The 22,117-nt window shown below is 63.2% G+C and carries 21 protein-coding genes and 1 pseudogene; 18 read left to right on the top strand and 4 right to left on the bottom strand.

Going from position 1 to position 22,117, the window contains the following annotated elements; translation table 11 throughout:
* Positions 1 to 56 precede the first annotated feature (56 nt).
* The gene (prmB, locus tag FFS12_RS10990; RefSeq protein WP_137886864.1) at positions 57 to 977 is read left to right on the top strand and encodes a 50S ribosomal protein L3 N(5)-glutamine methyltransferase; all 921 of its coding nucleotides are present in this window, start codon (positions 57 to 59) and stop codon (positions 975 to 977) included.
* A 91-nt stretch (positions 978 to 1,068) separates the two neighbouring features.
* Here the strand turns inward: prmB and FFS12_RS10985 are convergent, their stop codons facing one another.
* Positions 1,069 to 2,058, bottom strand: coding sequence for an alpha/beta hydrolase (locus FFS12_RS10985; RefSeq protein WP_137886863.1), 990 nt, complete (start codon positions 2,056 to 2,058; stop codon positions 1,069 to 1,071).
* A 132-nt stretch (positions 2,059 to 2,190) separates the two neighbouring features.
* Between FFS12_RS10985 and aroC the strand changes: the two genes are divergently transcribed.
* From aroC to mtnC, 5 genes are read left to right on the top strand one after another with little or no spacing between them, the layout of a single operon-like run.
* Positions 2,191 to 3,282 carry a chorismate synthase gene (aroC, locus tag FFS12_RS10980; protein ID WP_137886862.1) on the top strand — a complete coding sequence of 364 codons (1,092 nt, stop codon included), beginning with the start codon at positions 2,191 to 2,193 and terminating at the stop codon, positions 3,280 to 3,282.
* 22 nt (positions 3,283 to 3,304) lie between these two features.
* Positions 3,305 to 4,468: an MFS transporter gene (locus tag FFS12_RS10975; protein ID WP_137886861.1), complete on the top strand. Its 1,164-nt coding sequence runs from the start codon at positions 3,305 to 3,307 to the stop codon at positions 4,466 to 4,468.
* Positions 4,465 to 5,088: a methylthioribulose 1-phosphate dehydratase gene (locus tag FFS12_RS10970; protein ID WP_137886860.1), complete on the top strand. Its 624-nt coding sequence runs from the start codon at positions 4,465 to 4,467 to the stop codon at positions 5,086 to 5,088. The genes FFS12_RS10975 and FFS12_RS10970 overlap by 4 nt, the downstream gene beginning before the upstream one ends.
* Positions 5,089 to 5,092: 4 nt before the next feature.
* Positions 5,093 to 5,638 carry an acireductone dioxygenase gene (locus FFS12_RS10965; RefSeq protein WP_137886859.1) on the top strand — a complete coding sequence of 182 codons (546 nt, stop codon included), beginning with the start codon at positions 5,093 to 5,095 and terminating at the stop codon, positions 5,636 to 5,638.
* A 29-nt stretch (positions 5,639 to 5,667) separates the two neighbouring features.
* A complete protein-coding gene (mtnC, locus tag FFS12_RS10960; RefSeq protein ID WP_137886858.1) occupies positions 5,668 to 6,351 on the top strand; it encodes an acireductone synthase in 684 nt (227 codons plus the stop codon).
* Positions 6,352 to 6,501: 150 nt separating this feature from the next.
* Here the strand turns inward: mtnC and FFS12_RS10955 are convergent, their stop codons facing one another.
* Both FFS12_RS10955 and FFS12_RS10950 read right to left on the bottom strand, forming a co-directional pair.
* Positions 6,502 to 6,975: a methylated-DNA--[protein]-cysteine S-methyltransferase gene (locus FFS12_RS10955; protein ID WP_137886857.1), complete on the bottom strand. Its 474-nt coding sequence runs from the start codon at positions 6,973 to 6,975 to the stop codon at positions 6,502 to 6,504.
* Positions 6,976 to 6,979: 4 nt separating this feature from the next.
* Entirely contained in the window at positions 6,980 to 7,876 is an 897-nt protein-coding gene (locus FFS12_RS10950; RefSeq protein WP_137886856.1) for a DNA-3-methyladenine glycosylase, read from the bottom strand.
* Positions 7,877 to 8,073: 197 nt separating this feature from the next.
* Here FFS12_RS10950 and speE point away from each other — a divergent pair, with 197 nt between their 5' ends.
* The 3 genes from speE (at position 8,074) to FFS12_RS10935 (ending at position 12,062) form a co-directional block, all read left to right on the top strand.
* Entirely contained in the window at positions 8,074 to 8,934 is an 861-nt protein-coding gene (gene speE, locus FFS12_RS10945; protein WP_137886855.1) for a polyamine aminopropyltransferase, read from the top strand.
* A 171-nt stretch (positions 8,935 to 9,105) separates the two neighbouring features.
* Complete coding sequence (locus FFS12_RS10940; RefSeq protein WP_256657367.1) at positions 9,106 to 9,966, top strand: strictosidine synthase family protein; 861 nt, start codon at positions 9,106 to 9,108, stop codon at positions 9,964 to 9,966.
* A 5-nt stretch (positions 9,967 to 9,971) separates the two neighbouring features.
* Positions 9,972 to 12,062 carry an LTA synthase family protein gene (locus FFS12_RS10935; RefSeq protein ID WP_137886853.1) on the top strand — a complete coding sequence of 697 codons (2,091 nt, stop codon included), beginning with the start codon at positions 9,972 to 9,974 and terminating at the stop codon, positions 12,060 to 12,062.
* Positions 12,063 to 12,163: 101 nt separating this feature from the next.
* Here FFS12_RS10935 and FFS12_RS10930 read toward each other — a convergent pair whose 3' ends face one another.
* On the bottom strand, positions 12,164 to 13,207 hold the full coding sequence (locus FFS12_RS10930) for an AraC family transcriptional regulator (RefSeq protein ID WP_256657366.1): 1,044 nt from the start codon (positions 13,205 to 13,207) through the stop codon (positions 12,164 to 12,166).
* A gap of 139 nt (positions 13,208 to 13,346) precedes the next feature.
* On the opposite strand from FFS12_RS10930, the gene FFS12_RS10925 reads away from it, so the two are divergent.
* The 9 genes and pseudogenes from FFS12_RS10925 to FFS12_RS10885 all read left to right on the top strand — a co-directional run bounded on the left by FFS12_RS10925 (position 13,347) and on the right by FFS12_RS10885 (position 21,963).
* Positions 13,347 to 14,822, top strand: a complete 1,476-nt coding sequence (locus FFS12_RS10925; protein WP_137886852.1) for an NAD(P)/FAD-dependent oxidoreductase — start codon at positions 13,347 to 13,349, stop codon at positions 14,820 to 14,822.
* Positions 14,806 to 15,738, top strand: a complete 933-nt coding sequence (locus tag FFS12_RS10920; RefSeq protein ID WP_137886851.1) for an alpha/beta hydrolase — start codon at positions 14,806 to 14,808, stop codon at positions 15,736 to 15,738. Before FFS12_RS10925 ends, FFS12_RS10920 begins: the two co-directional genes overlap by 17 nt.
* A 1-nt stretch (position 15,739) precedes the next feature.
* Positions 15,740 to 15,895: pseudogene (locus FFS12_RS10915) on the top strand (SDR family NAD(P)-dependent oxidoreductase); the annotation flags it as partial.
* A 257-nt stretch (positions 15,896 to 16,152) separates the two neighbouring features.
* Positions 16,153 to 16,494, top strand: coding sequence for a ribonuclease E inhibitor RraB (locus FFS12_RS10910; RefSeq protein WP_137886850.1), 342 nt, complete (start codon positions 16,153 to 16,155; stop codon positions 16,492 to 16,494).
* Between the two features lie 208 nt (positions 16,495 to 16,702).
* Positions 16,703 to 17,410, top strand: coding sequence for a type 1 glutamine amidotransferase (locus FFS12_RS10905; protein WP_137886849.1), 708 nt, complete (start codon positions 16,703 to 16,705; stop codon positions 17,408 to 17,410).
* A 567-nt stretch (positions 17,411 to 17,977) separates the two neighbouring features.
* Positions 17,978 to 19,387, top strand: coding sequence for a circularly permuted type 2 ATP-grasp protein (locus tag FFS12_RS10900; RefSeq protein ID WP_137886848.1), 1,410 nt, complete (start codon positions 17,978 to 17,980; stop codon positions 19,385 to 19,387).
* Positions 19,388 to 19,398: 11 nt separating this feature from the next.
* Positions 19,399 to 20,349 (top strand): alpha-E domain-containing protein, encoded by a 951-nt coding sequence (locus FFS12_RS10895; RefSeq protein ID WP_137817773.1) that lies wholly within the window; start codon positions 19,399 to 19,401, stop codon positions 20,347 to 20,349.
* On the top strand, positions 20,346 to 21,143 hold the full coding sequence (locus tag FFS12_RS10890; protein ID WP_137886847.1) for a transglutaminase family protein: 798 nt from the start codon (positions 20,346 to 20,348) through the stop codon (positions 21,141 to 21,143). Before FFS12_RS10895 ends, FFS12_RS10890 begins: the two co-directional genes overlap by 4 nt.
* Before the next feature lie 82 nt (positions 21,144 to 21,225).
* Entirely contained in the window at positions 21,226 to 21,963 is a 738-nt protein-coding gene (locus FFS12_RS10885; RefSeq protein WP_137886846.1) for a proteasome-type protease, read from the top strand.
* Positions 21,964 to 22,117 lie beyond the last annotated feature (154 nt).

Here is a 22,117-nt window from a genome sequence, read left to right as displayed (position 1 = left end):
ACGGAGGCGCGCGCGGCTTCGGCTAAAATGCTCGCCTTCACTCTGGAGATGCCGCCGTGACTGCTTCGACCTCCCAATTGCGCACCCTGCGCGACCATATCCGCTGGGCCGTCAGCCGCTTCCATGCCGAAGCGTTGTTTTTCGGCCACGGCACCGATAATGCCTGGGATGAGGCGCGCCAGTTGGTGCTCGGCGCCGTGCATCTGCCCTGGGACATTGCCGACAGTTACCTCGATTGTCGTTTGGAGGACGATGAGCGCGAGTATCTGCAGACGCTACTCAAACAGCGCATCGAGGAACGCGTGCCGACGGCTTATTTGCTCGGTGAGGCCTGGTTCTGCGGGATGCCCTTCGTGGTCGATGAGCGTGTGTTGATCCCCCGTTCGCCGATTGCCGAGTTGATCGAGCGGCACTTCGAGCCCTGGCTGCCACAGGAGCCCGTGCGGATTCTCGACCTGTGCACCGGCTCCGGTTGCATCGGCATCGCCTGTGCCTATGAATTCCCCCAGGCCGAAGTGGTGCTCGCCGATCTCTCGTTCGAGGCCCTGGAAGTGGCGAACCAGAATATCGAACGGCATGACCTGGAAGAGCGCGTCTACACCGTGCAAGGCGATGGTTTTGCCGGTCTACCGGGGCAGCGTTTCGACTTGATCGTGTCGAATCCGCCCTATGTCGACGCCGAAGATTTCGCCGAGATGCCGGCGGAATATCATCACGAGCCGGCCCTGGGCCTGGCTTGCGGGAATGATGGGTTGGATCTGGTGCGCCGCATGCTGGCTGAGGCGGCCGAGCATTTGACCGAGAAGGGCGTGCTGATTGTCGAGGTCGGCAACAGCCAGGTGCATGTCGAGGCGTTGTATCCGGAGGTGGACTTCACCTGGCTGGAGTTCGAGCGCGGCGGCCATGGCGTGTTTCTCCTGGCTGCCGAGCAGTGCCGTCAGCATCAGGCGCTATTTCGTTCGCGGCTTAACGGCTAAGCCGTAGGCCGTCCGCTAGCGCGTGGCCATCCAGATCAATAAGCCGGCCTGAAACACACAGAACGCCACCAGACAGGTGCAGGCCTAAGACCTATCGGCCAGTGCTTGCGGCGCTGGAGGCTGGCACTGTGCTATTGCGCAGGATAAAGCCGATGATCTGCTCGGTCAGCTCTCGTGCCAGCGGTAATTGCGGGTTGTTATAGGACGCCAGTTGCTGCTTGGCATCATTCGGGACTATGCGCAGCACATGGTTCATGCCCTCGATCAGCACCAGTTGGGCATCCGGCTTGGCCGTTTTAAGCGCCTGAGCATCTCTGATGCCGACCTGAATGTCGTGGCTGCCCTGGATGATCAGGGTCGGTATCCGCAGTTTGGCGAAGGCCGCGGCCGGCTCTTGGCGAAACAGCGAGATCAGGTAGGGCTGCACACTGGGGCGGAACAGAACCTGCAGCTCGGCGGGCACCTCTGGCACCGGTTGCCCGGCTTTCAGGCTGTCGATCAGCTGTTCGCTCCTGGCCAGCAGTGGCGGCGGCAGGCGCAAGCGCAGTTGTTCTCGCAGCACCTGGTCGATCGGGCGCGAGCTGCCGGCGATGGCAATCAGCGCATCGGCGCCTGCGGTTGCGGCGGCGAGGCTGGCGATCAGCGCGCCCTCGCTGTGGCCGATCAGGATCAATTGGCCGAAGCGCGGGTCGGCCTTGAGCTGCTGTCCCCAGGCTGCGGCATCGGCAGCGTACTGCTCGACGCTGAGGTCGCGCTCATCCGGGGTGGCCGCCTGACTGGCGGCCACCCCACGCTTGTCGTAGCGCACGCTGGCAATCCCGTGTTTGGCCAGCGCTTGGGCCAGGCGCTTGAGGTTGTCGTTATGCCCGCCGCTGGGGTTGTTGCCGTTGCGGTCGGTCGGGCCGGAACCGGCGATCAGCAGGGCGACCGGCACCGCGACAGCGGTTTTCGGCAGCAGCAGAGTGCCGTGCAACTCGCCGCTGCCGGTGTCCAGGCTGATCGGGCGTTGCAACAGGGTGTAGGGCGTAGCCTGGGCCAGGCCGGTCAGCAGAGGGAGGATCAAGGCGAGCACTCGCAGCATGGGGCAGCTACTTCAAGGGACAGTCAGGGGTTGGACGTGCCGCAGGGGATAAGGTTCGAGGATGAACTGCTTGGGCACGGCGGGTATACTCCTCGGCCTTTGTTTGTGGCTGATTTTCGCGGAGCGTCCTGCATGTCCGGCAATACCTACGGCAAGCTGTTCACTGTCACCACCGCTGGCGAGAGCCATGGCCCGGCCCTGGTCGCCATCGTCGACGGCTGCCCGCCGGGGCTGGAGCTGTCGCTGGCCGATTTGCAGCGCGACCTCGATCGGCGCAAGCCGGGCACCAGCCGCCACACCACGCAGCGCCAGGAAGCCGACGAGGTCGAGATTCTCTCCGGGGTGTTCGAAGGCAAGACCACGGGCTGCCCGATTGGCCTGCTGATCCGCAACACCGACCAGAAGTCCAAGGACTACTCGGCGATCAAGGATCTGTTCCGTCCGGCCCACGCCGACTACAGCTACCAGCATAAATACGGCATCCGCGATTACCGCGGCGGTGGCCGCAGTTCGGCCCGTGAAACCGCCATGCGCGTGGCGGCGGGTGCCATCGCCAAGAAATACCTGGCGACTCTGGGCATCAGCGTGCGCGGTTACATGAGCCAGCTCGGCCCGATCGAGATCCCGTTCAAGAGCTGGGACTCGGTCGAAGAAAACGCCTTCTTCAGCCCCGACGCGGACAAGGTGCCGGAGCTGGAAGCCTATATGGACCAGCTGCGCCGCGACCAGGATTCGGTCGGCGCGAAGATCACAGTTATCGCCGAAGGCGTGATGCCCGGCCTGGGCGAGCCCATTTTCGACCGTTTAGACGCCGAGCTGGCCCACGCGCTGATGAGCATCAATGCGGTGAAAGGCGTGGAGATCGGCGCCGGCTTCGCCAGCGTCGCCCAGCGCGGCACCGAGCATCGGGATGAGCTGACCCCGCAAGGTTTCCTCAGCAATAACGCCGGCGGCATTCTCGGCGGGATTTCCTCCGGTCAGCCGATAGTCGCCCACCTGGCGCTGAAGCCGACCTCCAGCATCACCACGCCGGGTCGTTCGATCGATGTCGACGGCAATCCGGTCGAGGTGATCACCAAGGGGCGTCACGACCCGTGCGTCGGCATTCGTGCCACGCCGATCGCCGAGGCGATGATGGCCATAGTGCTGCTCGATCACCTGCTGCGTCAGCGTGGGCAGAACGCCGAAGTGCGGGTGGCTACACCGGTGCTTGGGCAGCTGTGAGCGACAAGCCCACGTTGTGCCTATGAGCGATATTCCCTACTGGCGCCTATCCGGTTTCTACCTGTTCTACTTCGCGTTGCTCGGCGCCACGGCGCCGTTTCTGGCGCTGTATTTCGATCACCTGGGGTTCTCTGCGGCCCGCATCGGCGAGTTGGTGGCGATCCCCATGCTGATGCGCTGCGTGGCGCCGAATCTCTGGGGCTGGCTCGGTGACCACACGGGACGGCGGTTGGCTATCGTGCGCTTTGGTGCGCTCTGTACCCTGTTCTGCTTCTGCCTGATCTTCATCGGCACCAGCTATGCCTGGCTGGCGCTGATCATGGCGCTGCATGCGTTCTTCTGGCATGCGGTGTTGCCGCAGTTCGAAGTGATCACCCTGGCTCATCTGAAAGAGCAGGCCGCGCGTTACAGCCAGATCCGCCTGTGGGGCAGCATCGGCTTCATTCTCACGGTGGTCGGGCTGGGCAAGCTGTTCGAGCTGCTCAGTCTGGACGTCTACCCCTGGGCCCTGGTGCTGATCATGGCCGGCATCGTCATCAGCAGTTGCTGGGTGCCCAACGCCCAGCCGCAGGCGCGGGCCAACCGGCTGGGCGAGGGCGGTTTTATCGCCCAGCTGCGCCGGCCTGGGGTGCTGGCGTTTTACCTGGCTGTGGCGTTGATGCAGCTGAGCAATGGCCCTTACTACACCTTTCTGACCCTGCATCTGGAAGCGCTCGGCTACAGTCGAGGTCTGATCGGTCAGCTCTGGGCGCTCGGTGTGGTGGCGGAGATCGTGCTGTTTCTCGGCATGGCGCGGATACTCCAGCGCTTTTCGTTGCGCCAGGTGCTGCTGGCCAGCTTCCTGATTACGGTGGTGCGTTGGCTGCTGCTGGGCAATCTGGCCGAGCACCTGCCGGTGCTGCTGGTCGCGCAGCTGATGCACGCGGCGACTTTCGGCAGCTTCCACGCCGCCGCCATCCATTTCGTGCAACGCAGCTTCGGCGCCCAGCAGCAGGGCCAGGGCCAGGCAATGTATGCCAGCGTCTCCGGCATCGGTGGTGCACTGGGGGCGCTGTACGCCGGCTACAGCTGGAATACCCTGGGCCCGGCCTGGACCTTTGCCATCGCCAGCCTGGCGGCCTTGGCCGCCGCCGTTATCATTGCCAGCCAGTTAAAAGACACTGGTCTGAAAGAGGAGGGGGCATGACTGCCAATCGCGAACAACTGGCCCAGGAAATCATCGAAGCCGGACGCTTTCTCTACGGCCGTGGCTGGTCGCCGGCCACCAGCAGCAACTATTCGGCGCGCTTGTCGGTTCACGAAGCGCTGCTGACCGTGTCCGGTAAGCACAAGGGCCGGCTCGGCATGGATGACCTGCTGGCCACCGATCTGGCCGGCAACAGCCTGGAAGCGGGTAAGAAGCCCTCGGCGGAAACCTTGCTGCACACGCAGTTGTATGCCTGGAAGGCGGAGATCGGCGCGGTGCTGCACACTCACTCGGTCAACGCCACCGTGCTGTCGCGGCTGACCGCAGGCGATCATCTGGTCTTCGAAGATTACGAGCTGCAGAAGGCTTTTTCCGGTGTCTCGACCCATGAATCGAAAGTCGTGGTGCCGATCTTCGACAACGACCAGAACATCGCCCGTTTGGCCGGCAAGGTGCAGCCCTGGCTGGAGGCCAACCCGGACTGCGTCGGTTACCTGATCCGTGGCCACGGTCTTTATACTTGGGGGCCGAGCATGAGCGACGCGTTGCGCCAGATAGAGGCTTTCGAGTTTCTCTTCGAATGTGAATTGAAAGTGTTGAGCATCCAGCATCGAGTATAAAAAAATGAGCAGCCTGACCGTCTACCACGAATCCTCCCCCGATCTGCCGAACAAGGTGTTGACCCATCTGGAAGACATCGCCTCGACCCTGGCGGCGGTCGGCGTACGTTTCGAACGCTGGCAAGCCGCCGCACCGATAGCCGCCGGCGCGGGGCAGGATGAAGTGATCGCTGCCTATCGCCCGCAGATCGAGCAACTGATGAGCGAGCGCGGCTATGTCACCGTCGATGTGGTCAGCTTGACCCGCGATCACCCGCAGAAGGCCGAACTACGCGCCAAGTTCCTCGCTGAACACCGCCATGCGGAAGACGAAGTGCGCTTCTTCGTCGCCGGTCGCGGCTTGTTCACCCTGCACATCGAGGATTACGTCTACGCCGTGCTCTGCGAGAAGAACGACCTGATTTCGGTGCCCGCCGGCACCCGGCACTGGTTCGATATGGGTGAACATCCGCATTTCGTGGCGATCCGGCTGTTCAATAATCCTGAGGGCTGGGTCGCGCAGTTCACGGGCGAAGACATCGCCAGCCACTTCCCGCGCTTGGAAGACTGACGCCTAAGCAGCAATTTCTGGAGTTAATCATGTCGATCAAAGCCATACTCACCGACATCGAAGGCACCACCAGCGCGGTGAGTTTTGTTTTCGAGGTGTTGTTTCCCTATGCCGCGCGCCATCTGCCGGATTTTGTCCGGAAGAATGCCGAGCAACCGGACGTGGCGGCGCAACTGGCGGCTGTGCGGGCCGAGAGTGGCGAAGCGCAGGCGGATTTGCCGCGGCTGATCGAGATACTGCTGGGCTGGATCGCCGAAGACCGCAAGGCCACGCCGCTCAAGGCGCTGCAAGGCATGATCTGGGCCGAGGGCTATCAGGCGGGCCAGCTCAAGGGGCACGTCTACCCGGATGCGGTGGAAGCGCTGAAACGTTGGAAGGCGGAGGGCTATGAGTTGTACGTCTATTCCTCCGGCTCGATCCAGGCGCAGCAGCTGATTTTTGGCTGTTCGGTCGCCGGTGACCTGTCGCCACTGTTCTCCGGCTACTTCGACACCACCTCCGGGCCCAAGCGCGAGGCCGCGTCCTACGCCCGCATCGCCGAGCGCATCGGTCGCCCGGCGGATGAAATCCTCTTCCTCTCGGACATAGTGCAAGAGCTGGACGCCGCGCAGCAGGCCGGTATGCCGACCTGTGGCCTGGCCCGCGAGGGGGGTGAATTGCCGGGGCATCCGACTGTGGCCAGTTTTGCGCCGATCGACCTCAACAGCTTCTAAAGCATCTCGACGTAGGGTGGATTAGGCCACCGGCCATAATCCACCAACCGGCCCGGTAGGCCGGCGATTGGCGACACCTTGGGTGCCGATGGTGGGTTACGCCGCGTTGCGGCTAACCCACCCTACATTGCTCGCTTACGTCAACAGAGCCTAGAGCAACCACGCGCCTTCCAGCTGTAGCAGCAGTTGCTTGCGCTCCAAACCGCCGGCGTAACCGGTGAGGGTGCCGTTGCTGCCGATCACGCGATGGCAAGGGATGACCACCGCGATCGGGTTGGCACCATTGGCGGTGCCGACGGCGCGCACGGCTTGCGGCCGAGCAATCCGCTGGGCCAAATCGGCATAACTACAGGTGCGGCCGAAAGGGATTTCCAGCAAGGCCTGCCAGACCTCACGCTGGAACGGCGTACCGGCCGGCGCCAGGCGCAGTTGGAACTGTTGGCGCTGGCCGGCGAAGTACTGGTCGAGTTGCCGGCAGGCGTCATCCAGTTGCTGTGTGGCGGTTCGCCAGTCCTGCGCCAGTTCCCAGGGTTGCGCCGCATCCATATGCAGCAGGCGCAGGCCCTGGTCATCAGCGGCGAGCAGCAGGGGACCGAGTGGGCTGTCGTGGTAGCGGTAATACATGGCTTCAATCCTCTGCGTAGCTTTGCCAGAGATACATGGCGGCGTAGGCGCGCCAGGGGCGCCAGGCTTCGGCCCGGGCCGCGAGTGTGCGGGCGCTGATGCCACCGTCGCCCCAGATCCGTGCTTTCAGCAGGCCCAAGTCGGCAACCGGGAAGGCATCCGCCACGCCGAACGCGCGCAGGGCGATATATTCAGCGGTCCAGGGGCCGATGCCCGGCAGTGCGCAGAGGCGCCCGACCAGTGCTTCCACGCCGTCATCGGCATGCAGGGCAAGGCTGCCCTCGTGTACGGCGCGGGCGAAGCGTTGCAGGGTTTCCACGCGCTTGCCGGGCATGCCGATGCCGTCCAGCACGCTAGCGGCGATGGCTTCGGCAGTCGGGAACAGCCGTTGCGGGCTATCTGCCGGCGCGTCCGCCAGCGTTTCGCCCAGCCGCGTCACTAGCCGTCCGGTGATGGTCACCGCGGCCTTGACTGTGACTTGCTGACCGACGATGGCGCGCACCGCCTGTTCGAACGGATCGAAGGCCGTGGGTAGGCGCAGGCCTGGGTAGCGCTCGACCAAGGGCGCCAACAGCGGGTCGCTGCGCAGATGCGCGGCAATCGGCGCGGTGTCGGCATCCAGGTCGAACATCCGCCGCACCCGTGTCACCAGCGGCTGGGTCAGGCTGCTGGCGGAAGGGCTCAGGCTGAGCTCCAGAGCCGCCTCTTCGGCCAGCGGGCGCAGCCTGAACCAACCGCTGGTCGTACCCAGTTGGAAGTTGCGCTGGTAGCCGTGCGGCGTCAGGCGTTCCACCTCGGGCAGGCAGCGCAGGGCGAAGTACTGCTGGAACTGCTGCCAGTTCCAGGGCGGCAGATAGGGGAGACGGACTAGGGTGGCGGGCAGTTCAGGGGCGTCGTTCATGGGTTGACGATAGCGTTCAGCGCCCTGGATTGTCTTCCCGAAACTTGCTTTCGAATCCGCTTTGGCCGCTTTTCGCGGCGCCTTCTGGCCCGTTGCAGCCGATCCAAGGTTCGACCTGTCAGGGCTGCCCACGTAGAATGCGCGCCTTTCATGGGGCGATAGCCCTTAGTTGACGGCAGGACAGAGGAGATAGACCCATGAGCGATTATCAAGAAACCCTCTACGAAGGCTATGGCCAGCGGTTTCGCATGGACAAGCTGTTGCACGAAGTGCGCACCGAACACCAGCATCTGGTGATTTTCGAGAACCCGCGCATGGGCCGGGTGATGGCGCTGGACGGCGTGATCCAGACCACCGAAGCCGACGAATTCATCTACCACGAGATGCTCACCCACGTGCCGATCCTCGCCCACGGCGCGGCCAAGCGGGTGCTGATCATCGGCGGTGGCGACGGCGGCATGCTGCGGGAAGTGAGCAAGCACCGCGGCGTCGAGCACATCACCATGGTCGAGATCGACGGCACCGTGGTCGAGATGTGCAAAGAGTTTCTGCCGAACCACTCCCAGGGCGCCTATGACGACCCACGGCTGAAGCTGGTGATCGACGACGGCATGCGGTTCGTCGCGACCACCGAGGAGAAGTTCGATGTCATCATCTCCGACTCCACCGACCCGATCGGCCCGGGTGAAGTGCTGTTCTCCGAGAACTTCTACCAGGCCTGCCGCCGCTGCCTGAACGAGGGCGGCATCCTGGTCACCCAGAACGGTACGCCCTTTATGCAGCTCAGTGAGGTACAGACCACCGCCAGCCGCATGGATGGCCTGTTCGCCGACTGGCACTTTTACATGGCGGCAGTGCCGACCTATATCGGCGGCGCGATGACCTTCGCCTGGGGCGCGACCAACGCCGAGCTGCGCAAGCTGCCGCTGGACACCCTGCGCCAGCGCTTCGCCGGCAGCGGTATCGTGACTCGTTATTACAACCCGGAAGTTCATTTGGGCGCATTCGCCCTGCCGCAGTACGTGCTGCAAGCGGTGAACAAGCCGAGTAACGACTGAATCAAAACTGCGTCAGGAAAAGGGCCTTCGGGCCCTTTTTTGTGCCTGGTTGGAACCTGTATTTACAGGTCAGAACGCTGGACCAGGGCCTTTCGACAGAATTTTCACATCCCATTTAGGAGACTCTCGCGGCTTTTTTCGAGTCGTCTGCTGCTGATTGGGGTTATGTCGATGCAACTGCGTCCTAAGTTCCGGCGTTGGCTGATGCTCTTTGTCGTCACCGCGCTGGTTCCTGCTCTGGCTTATCCGGCGTGGCGGCATTTGTGCCCGGTGCTGGCCGCTCCTGGCTGGGACTACCGAGTCTTTCACGATGGCATCGAGCGGGTCAGCGCGCTGGTGCGTGATGCGCAGGGCGCGCTGTTCATCAGCCAGGAGTTTGCCGACGGCAAGGGCACTATCCTCCGACGCAGCACCGACGGCAGCCTCAAGGCAGTGTTGAGCGGCCTGTCGAAACCCGATGGCCTGGCCCTGTATCGCGATGGCGTGGCGGTCAGCCAGGAAGGCGGGCGCTTGCCCGTGCTGCTGTTGCAGGGCAACCAGGCCGAGCCGCTGTTCAGTGCCGATAACGTCGAAGGCGTCGCCAGCGACGGACACTACCTCTATGCCATCGAGGACAAGAAACTCGGCCGCCTGCTGCGTTACGACCCGTCAAACGGCGAGGTCGTGACCCTGCGCGACGGCTTGGATGAAGGCGAAGCCATCACCGCCTGCGCCGATGGTCGGCTGTTCTTCACCGAGAAGAAGAAAGGCTGGATCAAGCAGTGGCAGGCCACCGGCGAGGACAAGCTGGTGCAGGCCAACCTCAACGAGCCGGGCTTTCTGCTGTGCAGCGCCGACGGTCTGTGGATCACCGAAGACGCCACCCATATGGCTCGGGTGCTGTTGCTCGACCCGGCGGGACAGTTGCAAGTCATTCTCCAGCACTTGCGCTCGATTCAGACCATCATCGCCCTGGAACCTGGCCGCTATTTGTTGGCCGAACAAGGGCGTAACCGCATTCTCGAAATCAAACGTCTACCGAACGGATCCTAAACAACATGGCTAACACGGACGCCCTGAGTAACCAGCATTCCTCATCGCGCTTATTCCGCCCCACGGTGAAGAGTCACCTCGCGTTCACGCTCTTGAGCGCCTTGGTCTTGCTGCTGATGTACTCGCTGCTGCGTGTGGCCCTGCTGGTCTACAACCGAGAGTTGATCGGTGTCACTCCCGCCGCGACTTTTGCCGAAGCTTTTTTCAACGGCGTGCGTTTCGACTTGCGGGTGGTGGTGTTTGCCTGCGTGCCGTTGCTGCTGGCGTTGTTCAGCGTTCGTGCCATGGCGGCTCGTGGCCTGCATTGCCTCTGGCTGACGGCGTTCGCCAGCCTCACCCTGTTTCTCGGGCTGACCGAACTGGATTTCTACCGCCAGTTTCACCAGCGCCTGAACAGCCTGGTGTTCCAGTACTTCCAGGAAGACCCGCAGACGGTGCTCAGCATGCTCTGGCACGGCTTCCCGGTTGGCCGCTACCTGCTGGGCTGGGCGCTGGCGACCTGGCTGCTGGCCAATCTGTTCAAGGGCCTCGACTCCCTCAGCCGGCCGCCAGCCTCGGCGGCGCGGCCGTCCTCTGCCGCCCGCCATTCGGCGCCTTGGCACTGGCGTGGTATGGCGTTTGTGCTGTGTCTGGCACTGGCCGTTCTGGCGGCGCGCGGCACCGTACGTCAGGGGCCACCGCTGCGCTGGGGCGATGCCTTCACCACCGACTCGATGTTCGCCAATCAGCTGGGCCTGAACGGCACCCTGACCCTGGTGTCGGCGGCCCAGGCCAGCTTTTCGTCGCACCGGGAGAATGCCTGGAAGTCGACCATGGCGGATGCCGAAGCCCTGCAGGCGGTCCGTGCAATGCTACTGACGCCGAACGACAAGCTGGTGGATGCCGGCCAGGCCGCCATCCGCCGCGACTTCACGCCGCCGGCCGATGGCACCCTGCCGATCCGCAATGTGGTGGTGATCCTGATGGAGAGCTTCGCCGGCCACTACGTCGGCGCCTTGGGCAGCCCGGACAACATCACCCCGAACTTCGACAAACTGGCCAAGGAAGGCCTGCTGTTCGAGCGCTTCTTCTCCAATGGCACCCATACCCACCAGGGCATGTTCGCCACCATGGCCTGCTTCCCCAACCTGCCCAGCTTCGAGTACCTGATGCGCATGCCGGAAGGCGGCCACAAGTTCTCCGGCTTGCCGCAACTGCTCAGCGGCCGCGATTACGACAACCTGTATGTCTACAACGGCAATTTCCAGTGGGACAACCAGTCGGGGTTCTTCAGCAACCAAGGCATGACCGACTTCATCGGTCGCGAAGACTTTGTCGCCCCGGTGTTCATGGACCCGACCTGGGGCGTGTCCGACCAGGACATGTTCGACCGCGGCGCGGCAGAGTTGGAGCAGAACTTTGGCGAAAAACCCTTCTATGCCTTGCTGCAAACCTTGTCCAACCACACGCCGTACGCCTTGCCGAAAGACCTGCCGGTAGAGCGCGTTAGCGGTCACGGCTCACTGGATGAGCACCTGACCGCCATGCGTTATTCCGACTGGGCCCTGGGTCAGTTCTTCGAGAAGGCGCGCAAAGCGCCGTACTTCAAGGACACCCTGTTCGTCATCGTCGGTGACCACGGTTTTGCCAGCAACGAACAACTGACGGAGATGGACCTGTACCGCTTCAACGTGCCCTTGCTGCTGATCGCCCCGGGCATTCAGGAGAAATTCGGCGCCAGCCGCGACACCGTCGGCACCCAGATCGACATAGTGCCGACCATCATGGGCCGCCTCGGTGGCGAAGTACGCCACCAGTGCTGGGGCCGCGACCTGCTCAACCTGCCGAAAGGCGATCAGGGTATTGGCGTGATCAAACCTTCTGGCGGCGAACAGACCGTCGCCATCGTCACGCCCAACCGCATCCTGATCCAGCCCAAGGGCTTCGAGCCGCGCCTGTACGATTACCAGCTAGGGGCCAACTCCAAAGCCGAACGCGTGCCGGGCGATATCGATCCCGCGTTGAAGAAAAACCTCGAAGCCTTCCTGCAAACGGCGACCAAGAGCTTGCTGGATAACACCGCAGGGGTCGTGGACGGCAAGCCGGGTAGCCATTGATGGCAGCTGCTTGAGCACTAAAAAGGGGCCGTGAGGTCCCTTTTTAGTGGTTGGTCGATAAGGGTGAAAGTTGGTAGGGCGGGTAAAACCCGCCCACAAGGCTACAGCTGTTGCTGCGTCCGGTACTGCCTGGGCGTCACGCCCTTCCAGCGTTTGAAGGCGTGGATAAAGTTGGAGACTTCGCCATAACCCAGGCGCTCGGCGATTTCTTCCAGGGTCAGGCCGCCGGTGGCCAGTAGTTCTTCGGCCAGGGCCTGGCGCACTTCTTCCTGCAAGTGGCGGAAGCTGCTGCCTTCCTCCTCCAGGCGGCGGCGCAGGGTGCGGGAGGTCATGTGCAGTTCGCTGGCCAGTTGCTCCATAGCCGGCAGTTGCCCGGGTTGGGCCAGCAGGCGATTGCGGATGCGCCCACTCAGGCCGGCCCGTACTCGGCGTTTGGCCAATAAGGCATTGCATTGTTGTTCGCAATGCAGGGCTACCTGTGGGTTGGCGCCGGGCAGGGGGCGGTCGAGCAGGTCGCGGGCGAAGACGATGCGGTTGTCCGTGGCGTCGAAGCTTGGCGTCAGGCCGAACAACTCTTGATAGGGCGTCAAGTCGCTGGGGGCGGGGATGCGGAAGCTGGCGCGTTTGAGCGGCAGGCGGATGTTGGTCAGATCGCGCTGGATGCTCATCATCCCGGCGGCGTCACGTTCGAGGATGAAGCTGCGCAGGTCATCGGGCACCTTGCGTTCGTCGAGCAGCAGATGCGCTTCATCGCCGATTTCTTCCAGGCGCATGCCGTGGAAGGCGTAGGTCAGATCCAGGTAGCGCAGGCCCAGTTGCGCGGCGCTGCGAAAGGTCGGGCTGCTGAGCAGGGCGAAGCCCCAGATGCCATAGGTGTTGAGGTGGTAGCGCAGGCCGGCCTTGAGGCCGATACCGGGCAGGTGGCCGAGGGCAACCACCAGGTTGCGGATCAGGCTCAGCTCCTGTTCGGCATCGATCTCCGCGCCCGGATCAGCCAATAACGCCAGATCCAGGCCGGTGCCTGCCAGGCAGCGCTCAAGCGCAAGCCCCTGGTCGAGACCGAACTGGGTCAGCAGTTGCACGCTGATGGCACTGCGGCGGGGCGGCCAGGTGGTTTGCGGGTTGTTCGACATCTTGTCCGACATCTTTGTCCGAATCGCACAATTATTGGCCGACTATGCCATAACGGTCCGGCGAGTGGCGCATTAGCATCTACTGATCCGCATTGCCTGCGGTGCTGCACAGGTTGCACTGTCAGCGCAGAGAACCATCAGGGATCAAACAATGAATAAAGCATCCCCATCGGCCGCGCCTTTGCGCGTGCTGATTATCGGCTCCGGTTTCGGCGGCATGGGTTTGGCCATCCAGTTGCAGAAGGCCGGCATCGGCGACTTCCTGTTGCTGGAGAAGGCCGCCGAAGTCGGTGGCACCTGGCGCGATAACCATTACCCAGGCGCCGCCTGCGATGTGCCTTCGCACCTGTATTCGTTTTCCTTCGAGCCGAAAACCGACTGGTCGCGCAAGTTCGCCCCGCAGGCGGAGATTTTCGCTTACCTCAAGCACTGCGCGGACAAGTACGGCCTGCGTCGGCAGATCCGCTTCAACACGGAAGTGGCCGGCGCCGAGTTCGATGAGTCGGCAGGGCTCTGGCGGGTCACCAGCGTGGCGGGCGAGCTGTTCACTGCGCAGGCCTTGGTCAGCGCCTGTGGCCAGCTGAATCGCCCGGCTTACCCGCGAATTCCGGGGTTGCAGAGGTTTCAGGGCGAGGCCTTCCACTCGGCGCGCTGGAACCACGCCTACGACCTGAGCGGTAAACGGGTGGCGGTGATCGGCACGGGGGCCAGTGCCATCCAGTTCATCCCGGAAATTGCGCCGCAGGTGGCGCAGTTGCACCTGTTCCAGCGCTCGGCGGCCTATGTGATCGCTAAACCGGATCGTCCTTACCGCCCCTGGGAGTTGGCCGTGATGCGCCGCTTGCCTGGGTTGCAGAAGCTCGACCGGATGCTCAAGTACCTCCAGCACGAGTCGCGGGTGTTGGGTTTTTCCACCTTTCCGCCGCTGATGCGGCTGATGAAACTGGCCTTCCGCCTGCACCTGACGCGCGGCATCCAAGACTCAGGCTTGCGCCGCCGACTGACCCCGGATTACCCGATGGGCTGCAAGCGCATCCTCATCTCCAACGACTATTACCCGGCGTTGGCCCGGCCGAATGTAGAGATCGTCAACGACGGCATCAGCGCGGTGACGGAGCGGGGCGTGGTGACGGCGGACGGCCGCGAGCGCGAGGTGGATGCGATCATCTACGGCACCGGTTTTGCTGCCACGGATTTTCTCGCGCCGATGCGGATCAAGGGGCTCGGCGGGCGTGAGTTGAATCAGGCCTGGCAGGAGGGCGCCGAGGCCTATCTGGGGATCAGCGTCAGCGGCTTCCCCAATCTGTTCATTCTGTATGGGCCGAACACCAACCTGGGGCACAACTCCATCATTTATATGCTCGAGAGCCAGTTCCCTTATGTGCTGGGTTGCATCCAGCAACTCGCTGCGCAGGGCTTGCGCTATCTGGATGTGAAACCGGCGGTGCAGCAGGCGTTTAACCAGCGTCTGCAGAAGGTGATTCAGCACTCGATCTGGGAGCAAGGCTGCACCAGTTGGTACAAGACCGCGGCCGGCAAGAACACCAATAACTGGCCGGGCTTCACCTTCACCTATCGCCAACACGCGCGCACGCCGGAGCTGAAGCACTATGACTGCACGCGTTGAACTGCCAGACCGCCCGCGCCTGAGCCAACGCCTGCTGGCTGGCGTATTGCGCAGCAGCTTGCGCCTGTTGTTCCGTGGCCTGGTACGCCCACCGATGCCGATTGCCGGGCAGCGCGCGATTATCCGTGGCCTCACCGCTACTTCCGTGGCGCCACGTGACGTTGAACGCTCCAGCGGCACCTTGGCGGGCAGAGCCTGCGAGTGGCATCGTCCGGCGCAGGACAGTGGCCGTGTGCTGCTGTACCTGCATGGCGGCGCCTACCTGATCGGCTCACCGGCGACCCATCGCAGCATCACCGGCAACTTGGCCAAACGCTGCGCCATGGCGGTGTGTGCGCTGGATTACCGCTTGGCGCCCGAGCACCCCTATCCGGCGGCGCTGGAGGATGCGCTGGCGGCTTATCGCGAGTTGCTCGGGCAGGGCTATACGGCTGCGCAGATCGTGATCGGCGGCGACTCGGCTGGCGGCAATCTGAGCCTGATCACCGCGCTGCGTTTAAAACAGCTGGGGCTACCGCTGCCGGCCGCGCTGGTGTGCTTCTCGCCCTGGACGGATGCCAGCTGCAGCCAACTGCATAAGCCGCCAGCCGGCGATCCCTTGCTTCACCCGGCCTGGATTCAGCAGGCGGTCGGCTTGTATTGCCCGGCGGGCATGGATCGCCGCGATCCGGGTCTGTCGCCGGTGTACGCCGACCTGACGGGGTTGCCGCCTTTGCTGATTCAGGTGGGCGAGGATGAGTTGCTGTTGAACGACAGCCTGCGCTTCGCCGAGCAAGCCGATGCCGCCGGGGTGACGGTCAAACTGGAGCGCTATGCGGGGTTGTGGCATGTCTTCCAGGCTCATGCCGGCCTGCTCGATGTGGCCGATCTGGCCTTGATCCGGGTGGCGGATTTTCTCCAGCAGCCGGGGCGCTGAGATGGACAATATTCTGATTAGCGGTGCCGCTTCCGGCATCGGCGCCGCGACCACGCGCTTGTTCCATGCGCGGGGTTGGAAGGTCGGCTTGCTGGAGATCAACCATGCCGCGCTCGCCAGTCTGGCGGCAGAGCTGGGCGCCGCCGGTCGCCGCTCTTGCCATAAGTTGTCTCGCGGGCCAGCAGACCTTACCCGGGAGCACTACCCTGAAGGAGACGGCTCTGGTCACTCGCTCTGAGTGCCCGCCGTCGACCAGACTTCTGTCGTAGGTCTGGCTTATGCCATATCAAGCAGCCACACGCTTGATCCTCGGGCGACACGGTTGACGAGCGTGTCGCGACGCCAGCGCCGTTGGGTTGGCAGCAGCAATGGGAAAGCGGTCTATCCATCCATCGCTTGAGAGGGGGTCGCTTCATGAACACGTCCTTGCACAATGATGTCAGCAGTACTGTTCTGCGTCGCATGAAAGAGGGCGGCTTTGATTTCGCCCGTATTCATCCTATCGAGTTCTACGCCATTTTCCCGGACGAGGAGCGGGCCCGGATGGCGGCTAAAAACTTTCGCAGTGAGTCGTTAAACGCCCAGGTAACCGCGCGCGAAGACGGGGCCTGGCACCTACTGATCAGCAAAGTGATGTATGCCACCTACGACGGCATTGGCGACTTCGAGCAGGATTTGGAATTAGTGGTCGCACCGCTCGGAGGTGTGCTCGATGGCTGGGGCGTGACTCAGGAGATCGAGGGGCTGCGAGTCTAAGAACCTGTTCACGATCCAATTTTTGCAGCATCACGCGCGAAGCCCGGAGCGGATCGTGAGCAGGTTCTAAGGCGCAGCCTCGGCCAGAACGCACCGGCTGACCGCGAGGTTGGTCGGTGTTGCCAAATACCCCGCCAAATCAGACGTTTCCTTTACTCGACCACGGCACGGCGTTTGCGTCAGACTGAGAAAAAGAGGTAGTTCAGTCATGACCGATATCCTGATTCTCACCCATGCTGATTTTTGTCCTGCCGGTCATCTGGCCCGTGTGCTGGATGCGCAGCAGCTCGACTTCTGCGTGTTACGCGCCGACTTAGGCGAGTTGCAGGGCTATGACCTCGACCGGCCCAAGGCGGTAGCCATCATGGGTGGGCCGATGAGCGTCAATGATCCCTTGCCCTGGATTGGGGCAGAAATTGCCGCATTGCGGCATTTTATTCGGCGCGATATTCCCCTGATCGGTCACTGTCTGGGTGGCCAGCTGCTGGCCAAGGCGTTGGGCGCCCCAATTCACCGCATGCCTTACAGCGAGATTGGTTGGCAGCCGCTCTGTCAGTCGAGTCAAGCGGCAGGCAACCCCTGGCTGGCACACCTGCCGGAGGAGTTCCCGGTTTATCAGTGGCATGGCGATACCTTTGACCTGCCCGAAGGCGCGCAGCGTCTGTTATCCAGCCCTTGGTGTCCCAACCAGGCGTTTGCCTGGGGCGAGAAGGTGCTAGCACTACAAGGCCACCCGGAAATGACCGAAGAGTTGGTGCGCCTGTGGCTGACCGACTGGGTTCATCTGCTCGACGAAACGCAACCGAGCCAGCAGCCCCGCAGGCAGATGCTCGACGACCTGCCCACTAAGGTGGCGGCGCTCAACCAGGTGGCGGAAGGGTTTTATCGGCATTGGTTGAAACTGGCGTTTGCTTGAGTCGGATCTGCCGACATCCACGCCAAAGGCTGCCGATGGCGCTGGACTGCAGCTCCTCCTAGGAGCGAGCTTGCTCCTACAGTTTTTGCGTTTTTTCAATCCGCGTCCTGTAACCGCTAACGCCGACGTAGCCTCCAGGGACTGGGGCGAGCGGCCGACAAGGAGCGCGGGTTTCACTGGCCCTGTGCTGCCATAACATCGACAGGATGTAGGCTGGGTAGAGCCGTTTTTCGGCGAAACCCAGCAACGGTTCTGGCTGGGTTTCGTTGCACTCTACCCAGCCTACGAGTTTGCGTTTTTCCAATGCGCGCCCTGTAACCGCTAACTCAGACATAGTCCTGCCGATTATGCGTAGCTCGCCCCCCCGGTGAAATCGAGCCTGCCCAAGCTAGAGCCAGAGACGGGCCGCTGCGCCATGGGGCGTGGCGAACCGAGGCGGGTACTGCGCTGCGCGGTAGTGGTGCGTCGAATTTTTGCTCTGCCTGTAACCTTTTGATCTGTATGGAATAAGTCTGCTGGCTCGGGCTTTGCAGTGCTCTAGTACGTCCGGGTGACAAGGAGTACGGCATGAACCGCACCTTTTATGACGAGATGTACCAGGCGAACGGCGACTGCCGCCCGCACTACCGGGAGTTCGCCCGCTGGCTGGCGGACACCCCGGCTGAGCTGCTGGCCCAGCGCCGCAGAGAGGCCGACCTGCTGTTCCATCGCGCAGGCATCACCTTCACCCTCTACGGTGACGACCAGGGCACCGAGCGACTGATCCCCTTCGACATCATTCCGCGCAGTATTCCGGCCAGCGAGTGGCGCATGGTCGAGCGCGGCTGCATCCAGCGGGTGCAGGCGCTGAATATGTTCCTCGCCGACCTCTACCATAACCAGCGCATCATCAAGGCCGGGATCATTCCCGCCGAGCAGGTGCTGGCTAACGAGGGCTACCAGTTGGCGATGCAGGGCCTCGACCTGCACCGCGATCTGTATGCGCATATCGCCGGCGTCGACCTGGTGCGCGACGGCGACGGCAGCTACTACGTACTGGAAGACAACCTGCGCACGCCGAGCGGTGTCAGCTACATGCTCGAGGACCGCAAGATGATGATGCGCCTGTTTCCCGAGCTGTTCGCCGCCCAGCGCGTCGCGCCCATCGATCACTACCCGAACCTGCTGCTCGACACCCTGAAGACCTCCAGCCCGCTGGATAATCCCAACGTGGTGGTGCTCACGCCAGGGCGCTTCAACAGTGCCTATTTCGAGCATGCCTTCCTCGCCCGTGAGATGGGGGTGGAACTGGTCGAGGGGGCCGACCTGTTCGTCCGCGACGACAAGCTCTATATGCGCACCACCGCCGGCGCCAAACAGGTGGATGTGATCTACCGGCGGCTCGACGACGCCTTCCTCGACCCGCTGGCCTTCAACCCGGACTCCATGCTCGGCGTGCCGGGGCTGCTCTCGACCTATCGCTCCGGCAACCTGGTGCTGGCTAACGCCATCGGCACCGGCGTGGCGGACGACAAGTCGATCTACCCCTACGTCGGCGACATGATCCGCTTCTATCTGGACGAGGAGCCGATCCTGAAGAATGTGCCGACCTGGCAGTGTCGCAAGCCCGCAGAGCTGTCCCATGTGCTGGCTAACCTGTCGGAGCTGGTGGTCAAGGAAACCCAGGGTTCCGGCGGCTACGGCATGCTGGTCGGGCCGGCGGCGAGCAAGGCGGAAATCGAAGCCTTCCGCGCACGGCTGATCGCCAAGCCGGAGGCCTATATCGCCCAGCCGACCCTGTGTCTGTCGACCTGCCCGACCTTTGTCGAGAACGGCATAGCGCCGCGGCATATCGACCTGCGGCCCTTCGTCCTGTCCGGTAAGGAAACCCGCCTGGTGCCCGGTGGCCTGACCCGCGTGGCGCTGCGCGAAGGCTCGCTGGTGGTCAACTCGTCGCAAGGCGGCGGCACCAAGGACACCTGGGTCGTCGAGGATTAAGGAATCGCATCATGCTCAGTAGAACTGCCTCTGATCTGTATTGGATGTCGCGTTACCTGGAGCGTGCCGAGAACCTCGCGCGGATGCTCGAGGTCAGCTATTCGCTGTCGCTGATGCCGCAGGACGGTCGCGGCGATGGCCTGGAAGAACTGGCCCTGCCGCTGCTGATCACCGGCACCCTGGACGAGTACCTGACTCGTCACGGCCCGCTGCATGCCGAGCGCATGCTGCATTTCTTCGCCCTGGATGCGCAGAACCCGGCGAGCCTCTACAACTGCCTGGGGGCGGCGCGCAGCAACGCCCATGCGGTGCGCGGGCGCATCACCGCGGACATGTGGGAGAACATCAACGCCACCTGGCTGGAGATTCGCGGCATCGCCGAGCAGGGGCTGGGGCGTTATGGCATCAGCCGCTTCTGCGAGTGGGTCAAGGAGCGTTCGCACCTGTTCCGTGGCGCCACCTTCGGCACCATCATGCGGGGTGACCCGTACCGCTTCATCCGCCTCGGCACCTTTATCGAGCGGGCCGACAACACCCTGCGCCTGCTCGATGCGCGCTACGAAATGCTCGGCGAGGATATCGACGAAACCGATGGTCGCCCGGCGCGCAGCTACTACCAGTGGAGCGCACTGCTGCGCGCGCTGTCCTCGTTCGAGGCCTTCGCCGAGATTTACCGGGGCTCGCCGGGCACGCGCAAAGTGTCCGAGCTGTTACTGCTGCGTCCAGAGGTGCCGCGTTCGTTGCGCGCCTGTATGGATGAACTCAACCTGATGCTCGCCAGCTTGCCGGGCGAGAACGGTCGCCCGGCTCAGCGCCTGGCGGCGGAGCTGGAGGCGCGCCTGCGCTACACCAGCATCAACGAAGTCCTGGGTGAGGGCCTGCATGGCTGGCTCACCGATTTCATCCTGCTGGTGCGCCAGTTGGGCCAAGCCATTCACAGTTCCTACCTGGAGGTCGCATGAGACTGTCCATCAGCCACGACACCACCTACCACTACGAAGATCAGGTGCGCGCGAGCATCCAGTACCTGCGTATGACCCCCCATGACAGTGAGCGCCAGCGGGTGCTCAACTGGCAGCTCAACCTGCCGCGCCCGGTGCGTGCCCAGCTCGACCCTTACGGCAATATCCTGCACGTGCTGACCCTGGACGAGCCCCATGAGTCCATCGTCATCGGTGCCCGCGGCCAGGTCGAGATCGATGAGCTGAGCGAGGCCGAGCACGAGCGCCAGTCGGCCTTGCCGTTTCTGCGCGTCACCCGTCTGACCGAGCCGGATCAGGCGCTGCGCGAGTTCGCCAAAGAGCAAAGCAAGAACCGTCGTGACCGCACCGGGTTGATTGAACTGATGCACGCCTTGAATGCGCACATCAGCTACCTGCCGGGCACTACGGCGGTCGAGACCAGCGCGGCCGAAGCCTTCGCCGGGCGTCAGGGGGTGTGTCAGGATCACGCCCACGCGTTTCTCGCCTGCACCCGCAGCCTGGGCATTCCGGCGCGCTATGTGTCCGGCTACCTGTACACCGACAGCAGCGCCCACCTGGCCAGCCACGCCTGGGCCGAAGCCTGGCTGGACGGCGGCTGGTACAGCTTCGATGTGACCAACTGCCTGGCCAAACCCGAGCGGCATTTGAAGCTGGCAGTCGGTCTGGATTACCTGGACGCATGCCCGGTGCGCGGCATGCGGCGCGGCGGCGGCAGCGAACAGATGCACGCGCATGTGGAAGTTTCCCCGCTGTTGCGCGTACAACAGCAGTAGCACTGCGCCAGCAGGATACTCAATAGCGCCCGGTGCAGCCTTTGCAGCTGCAGCGGGCGCATCTGTTCGTTACAGGTGAAGCATGACCTATTGCGTTGCCATGAACCTGGCCGGAGGGCTGGTGTTCGTTTCTGATTCACGCACCAATGCGGGGGTCGATCACATCGCGACCTTCCGCAAGCTGCATGTGTTCGGTGTGCCGGGTGAGCGTTTGATCGTGCTGCAAAGCGCCGGCAACCTGGCCACTTCGCAATCGGTGATCAGCCTGCTGCGCCACCGTCTGAACGGGGAGGGCGAGCATTTGCACTCTGTATCGAGCCTGTTCGCCGCCGCCACGCTGGTGGGCGATACCGTGCGTGAAGTGCTGACTCGTGACGGTGGGGCGGCCACCCTGACTCAGGGCGTAGACCTGGGCTGCTCCTTTCTGCTCGGCGGGCAGATCCGCGGCGAAGCGCCGGCGCTGTACAACCTCTATCCGCAGGGCAATTTCATCGCCTCCACCGAGGACACGCCGTACTTCCAGATCGGTGAAAGCAAATACGGTAAGCCGATCCTGGATCGCGCCCTCAGCCACCAGACGACCTTGCAGCAGGCGTTGCGTTGCGCGCTGATTTCCTTCGACTCGACCATCCGCAGCAACCTCTCGGTGGGGATGCCCCTGGACTTGCTGGTGTACCGAGCCGACAGCCTGGAAGTGCCGACAGGCTTTCGGGTGCACGAGGGCGATGCTTACTTCGAAGAGATTCGCCAGCAATGGTGCCGCGGTCTGCGCGAGTTGCTCGGTCAATTGCCGGCGCCGCCGGGCGACTACTGGGGGTAGTAGCCGCGCCAGAACCGCGCGGGCTGCACAGGGTGTCTGTAGGCTGTGTTCTGTGAAGCGACACGTAGGCTGTTTGACGTTTTTGCCGTTCAGTTGCTTGCCGCTGCCGTGGCGGCTGCCAGCGCTGCGTTGACTGCCAAAGGCAGTGCGCAGC

Source organism: Pseudomonas sp. 2FE (genome assembly GCF_005503735.1).
GTDB lineage: Bacteria > Pseudomonadota > Gammaproteobacteria > Pseudomonadales > Pseudomonadaceae > Aquipseudomonas.
This window is presented reverse-complemented; position numbering and strand designations above follow the sequence as displayed.

Coding starts and splice junctions, on each gene's coding strand:
- FFS12_RS10985 (WP_137886863.1), bottom strand. CDS start 2,058: ATGCTGCGAGTGCTCGCCTTGATCCTCCCTCTGCTGACCGGCCTGGCC.
- aroC (WP_137886862.1), top strand. CDS start 2,191: ATGTCCGGCAATACCTACGGCAAGCTGTTCACTGTCACCACCGCTGGC.
- FFS12_RS10975 (WP_137886861.1), top strand. CDS start 3,305: ATGAGCGATATTCCCTACTGGCGCCTATCCGGTTTCTACCTGTTCTAC.
- FFS12_RS10970 (WP_137886860.1), top strand. CDS start 4,465: ATGACTGCCAATCGCGAACAACTGGCCCAGGAAATCATCGAAGCCGGA.
- FFS12_RS10965 (WP_137886859.1), top strand. CDS start 5,093: ATGAGCAGCCTGACCGTCTACCACGAATCCTCCCCCGATCTGCCGAAC.
- mtnC (WP_137886858.1), top strand. CDS start 5,668: ATGTCGATCAAAGCCATACTCACCGACATCGAAGGCACCACCAGCGCG.
- FFS12_RS10955 (WP_137886857.1), bottom strand. CDS start 6,975: ATGTATTACCGCTACCACGACAGCCCACTCGGTCCCCTGCTGCTCGCC.
- FFS12_RS10950 (WP_137886856.1), bottom strand. CDS start 7,876: ATGAACGACGCCCCTGAACTGCCCGCCACCCTAGTCCGTCTCCCCTAT.
- speE (WP_137886855.1), top strand. CDS start 8,074: ATGAGCGATTATCAAGAAACCCTCTACGAAGGCTATGGCCAGCGGTTT.
- FFS12_RS10940 (WP_256657367.1), top strand. CDS start 9,106: ATGCAACTGCGTCCTAAGTTCCGGCGTTGGCTGATGCTCTTTGTCGTC.
- FFS12_RS10935 (WP_137886853.1), top strand. CDS start 9,972: ATGGCTAACACGGACGCCCTGAGTAACCAGCATTCCTCATCGCGCTTA.
- FFS12_RS10930 (WP_256657366.1), bottom strand. CDS start 13,207: ATGTCGGACAAGATGTCGAACAACCCGCAAACCACCTGGCCGCCCCGC.
- FFS12_RS10925 (WP_137886852.1), top strand. CDS start 13,347: ATGAATAAAGCATCCCCATCGGCCGCGCCTTTGCGCGTGCTGATTATC.
- FFS12_RS10920 (WP_137886851.1), top strand. CDS start 14,806: ATGACTGCACGCGTTGAACTGCCAGACCGCCCGCGCCTGAGCCAACGC.
- FFS12_RS10910 (WP_137886850.1), top strand. CDS start 16,153: ATGAACACGTCCTTGCACAATGATGTCAGCAGTACTGTTCTGCGTCGC.
- FFS12_RS10905 (WP_137886849.1), top strand. CDS start 16,703: ATGACCGATATCCTGATTCTCACCCATGCTGATTTTTGTCCTGCCGGT.
- FFS12_RS10900 (WP_137886848.1), top strand. CDS start 17,978: ATGAACCGCACCTTTTATGACGAGATGTACCAGGCGAACGGCGACTGC.
- FFS12_RS10895 (WP_137817773.1), top strand. CDS start 19,399: ATGCTCAGTAGAACTGCCTCTGATCTGTATTGGATGTCGCGTTACCTG.
- FFS12_RS10890 (WP_137886847.1), top strand. CDS start 20,346: ATGAGACTGTCCATCAGCCACGACACCACCTACCACTACGAAGATCAG.
- FFS12_RS10885 (WP_137886846.1), top strand. CDS start 21,226: ATGACCTATTGCGTTGCCATGAACCTGGCCGGAGGGCTGGTGTTCGTT.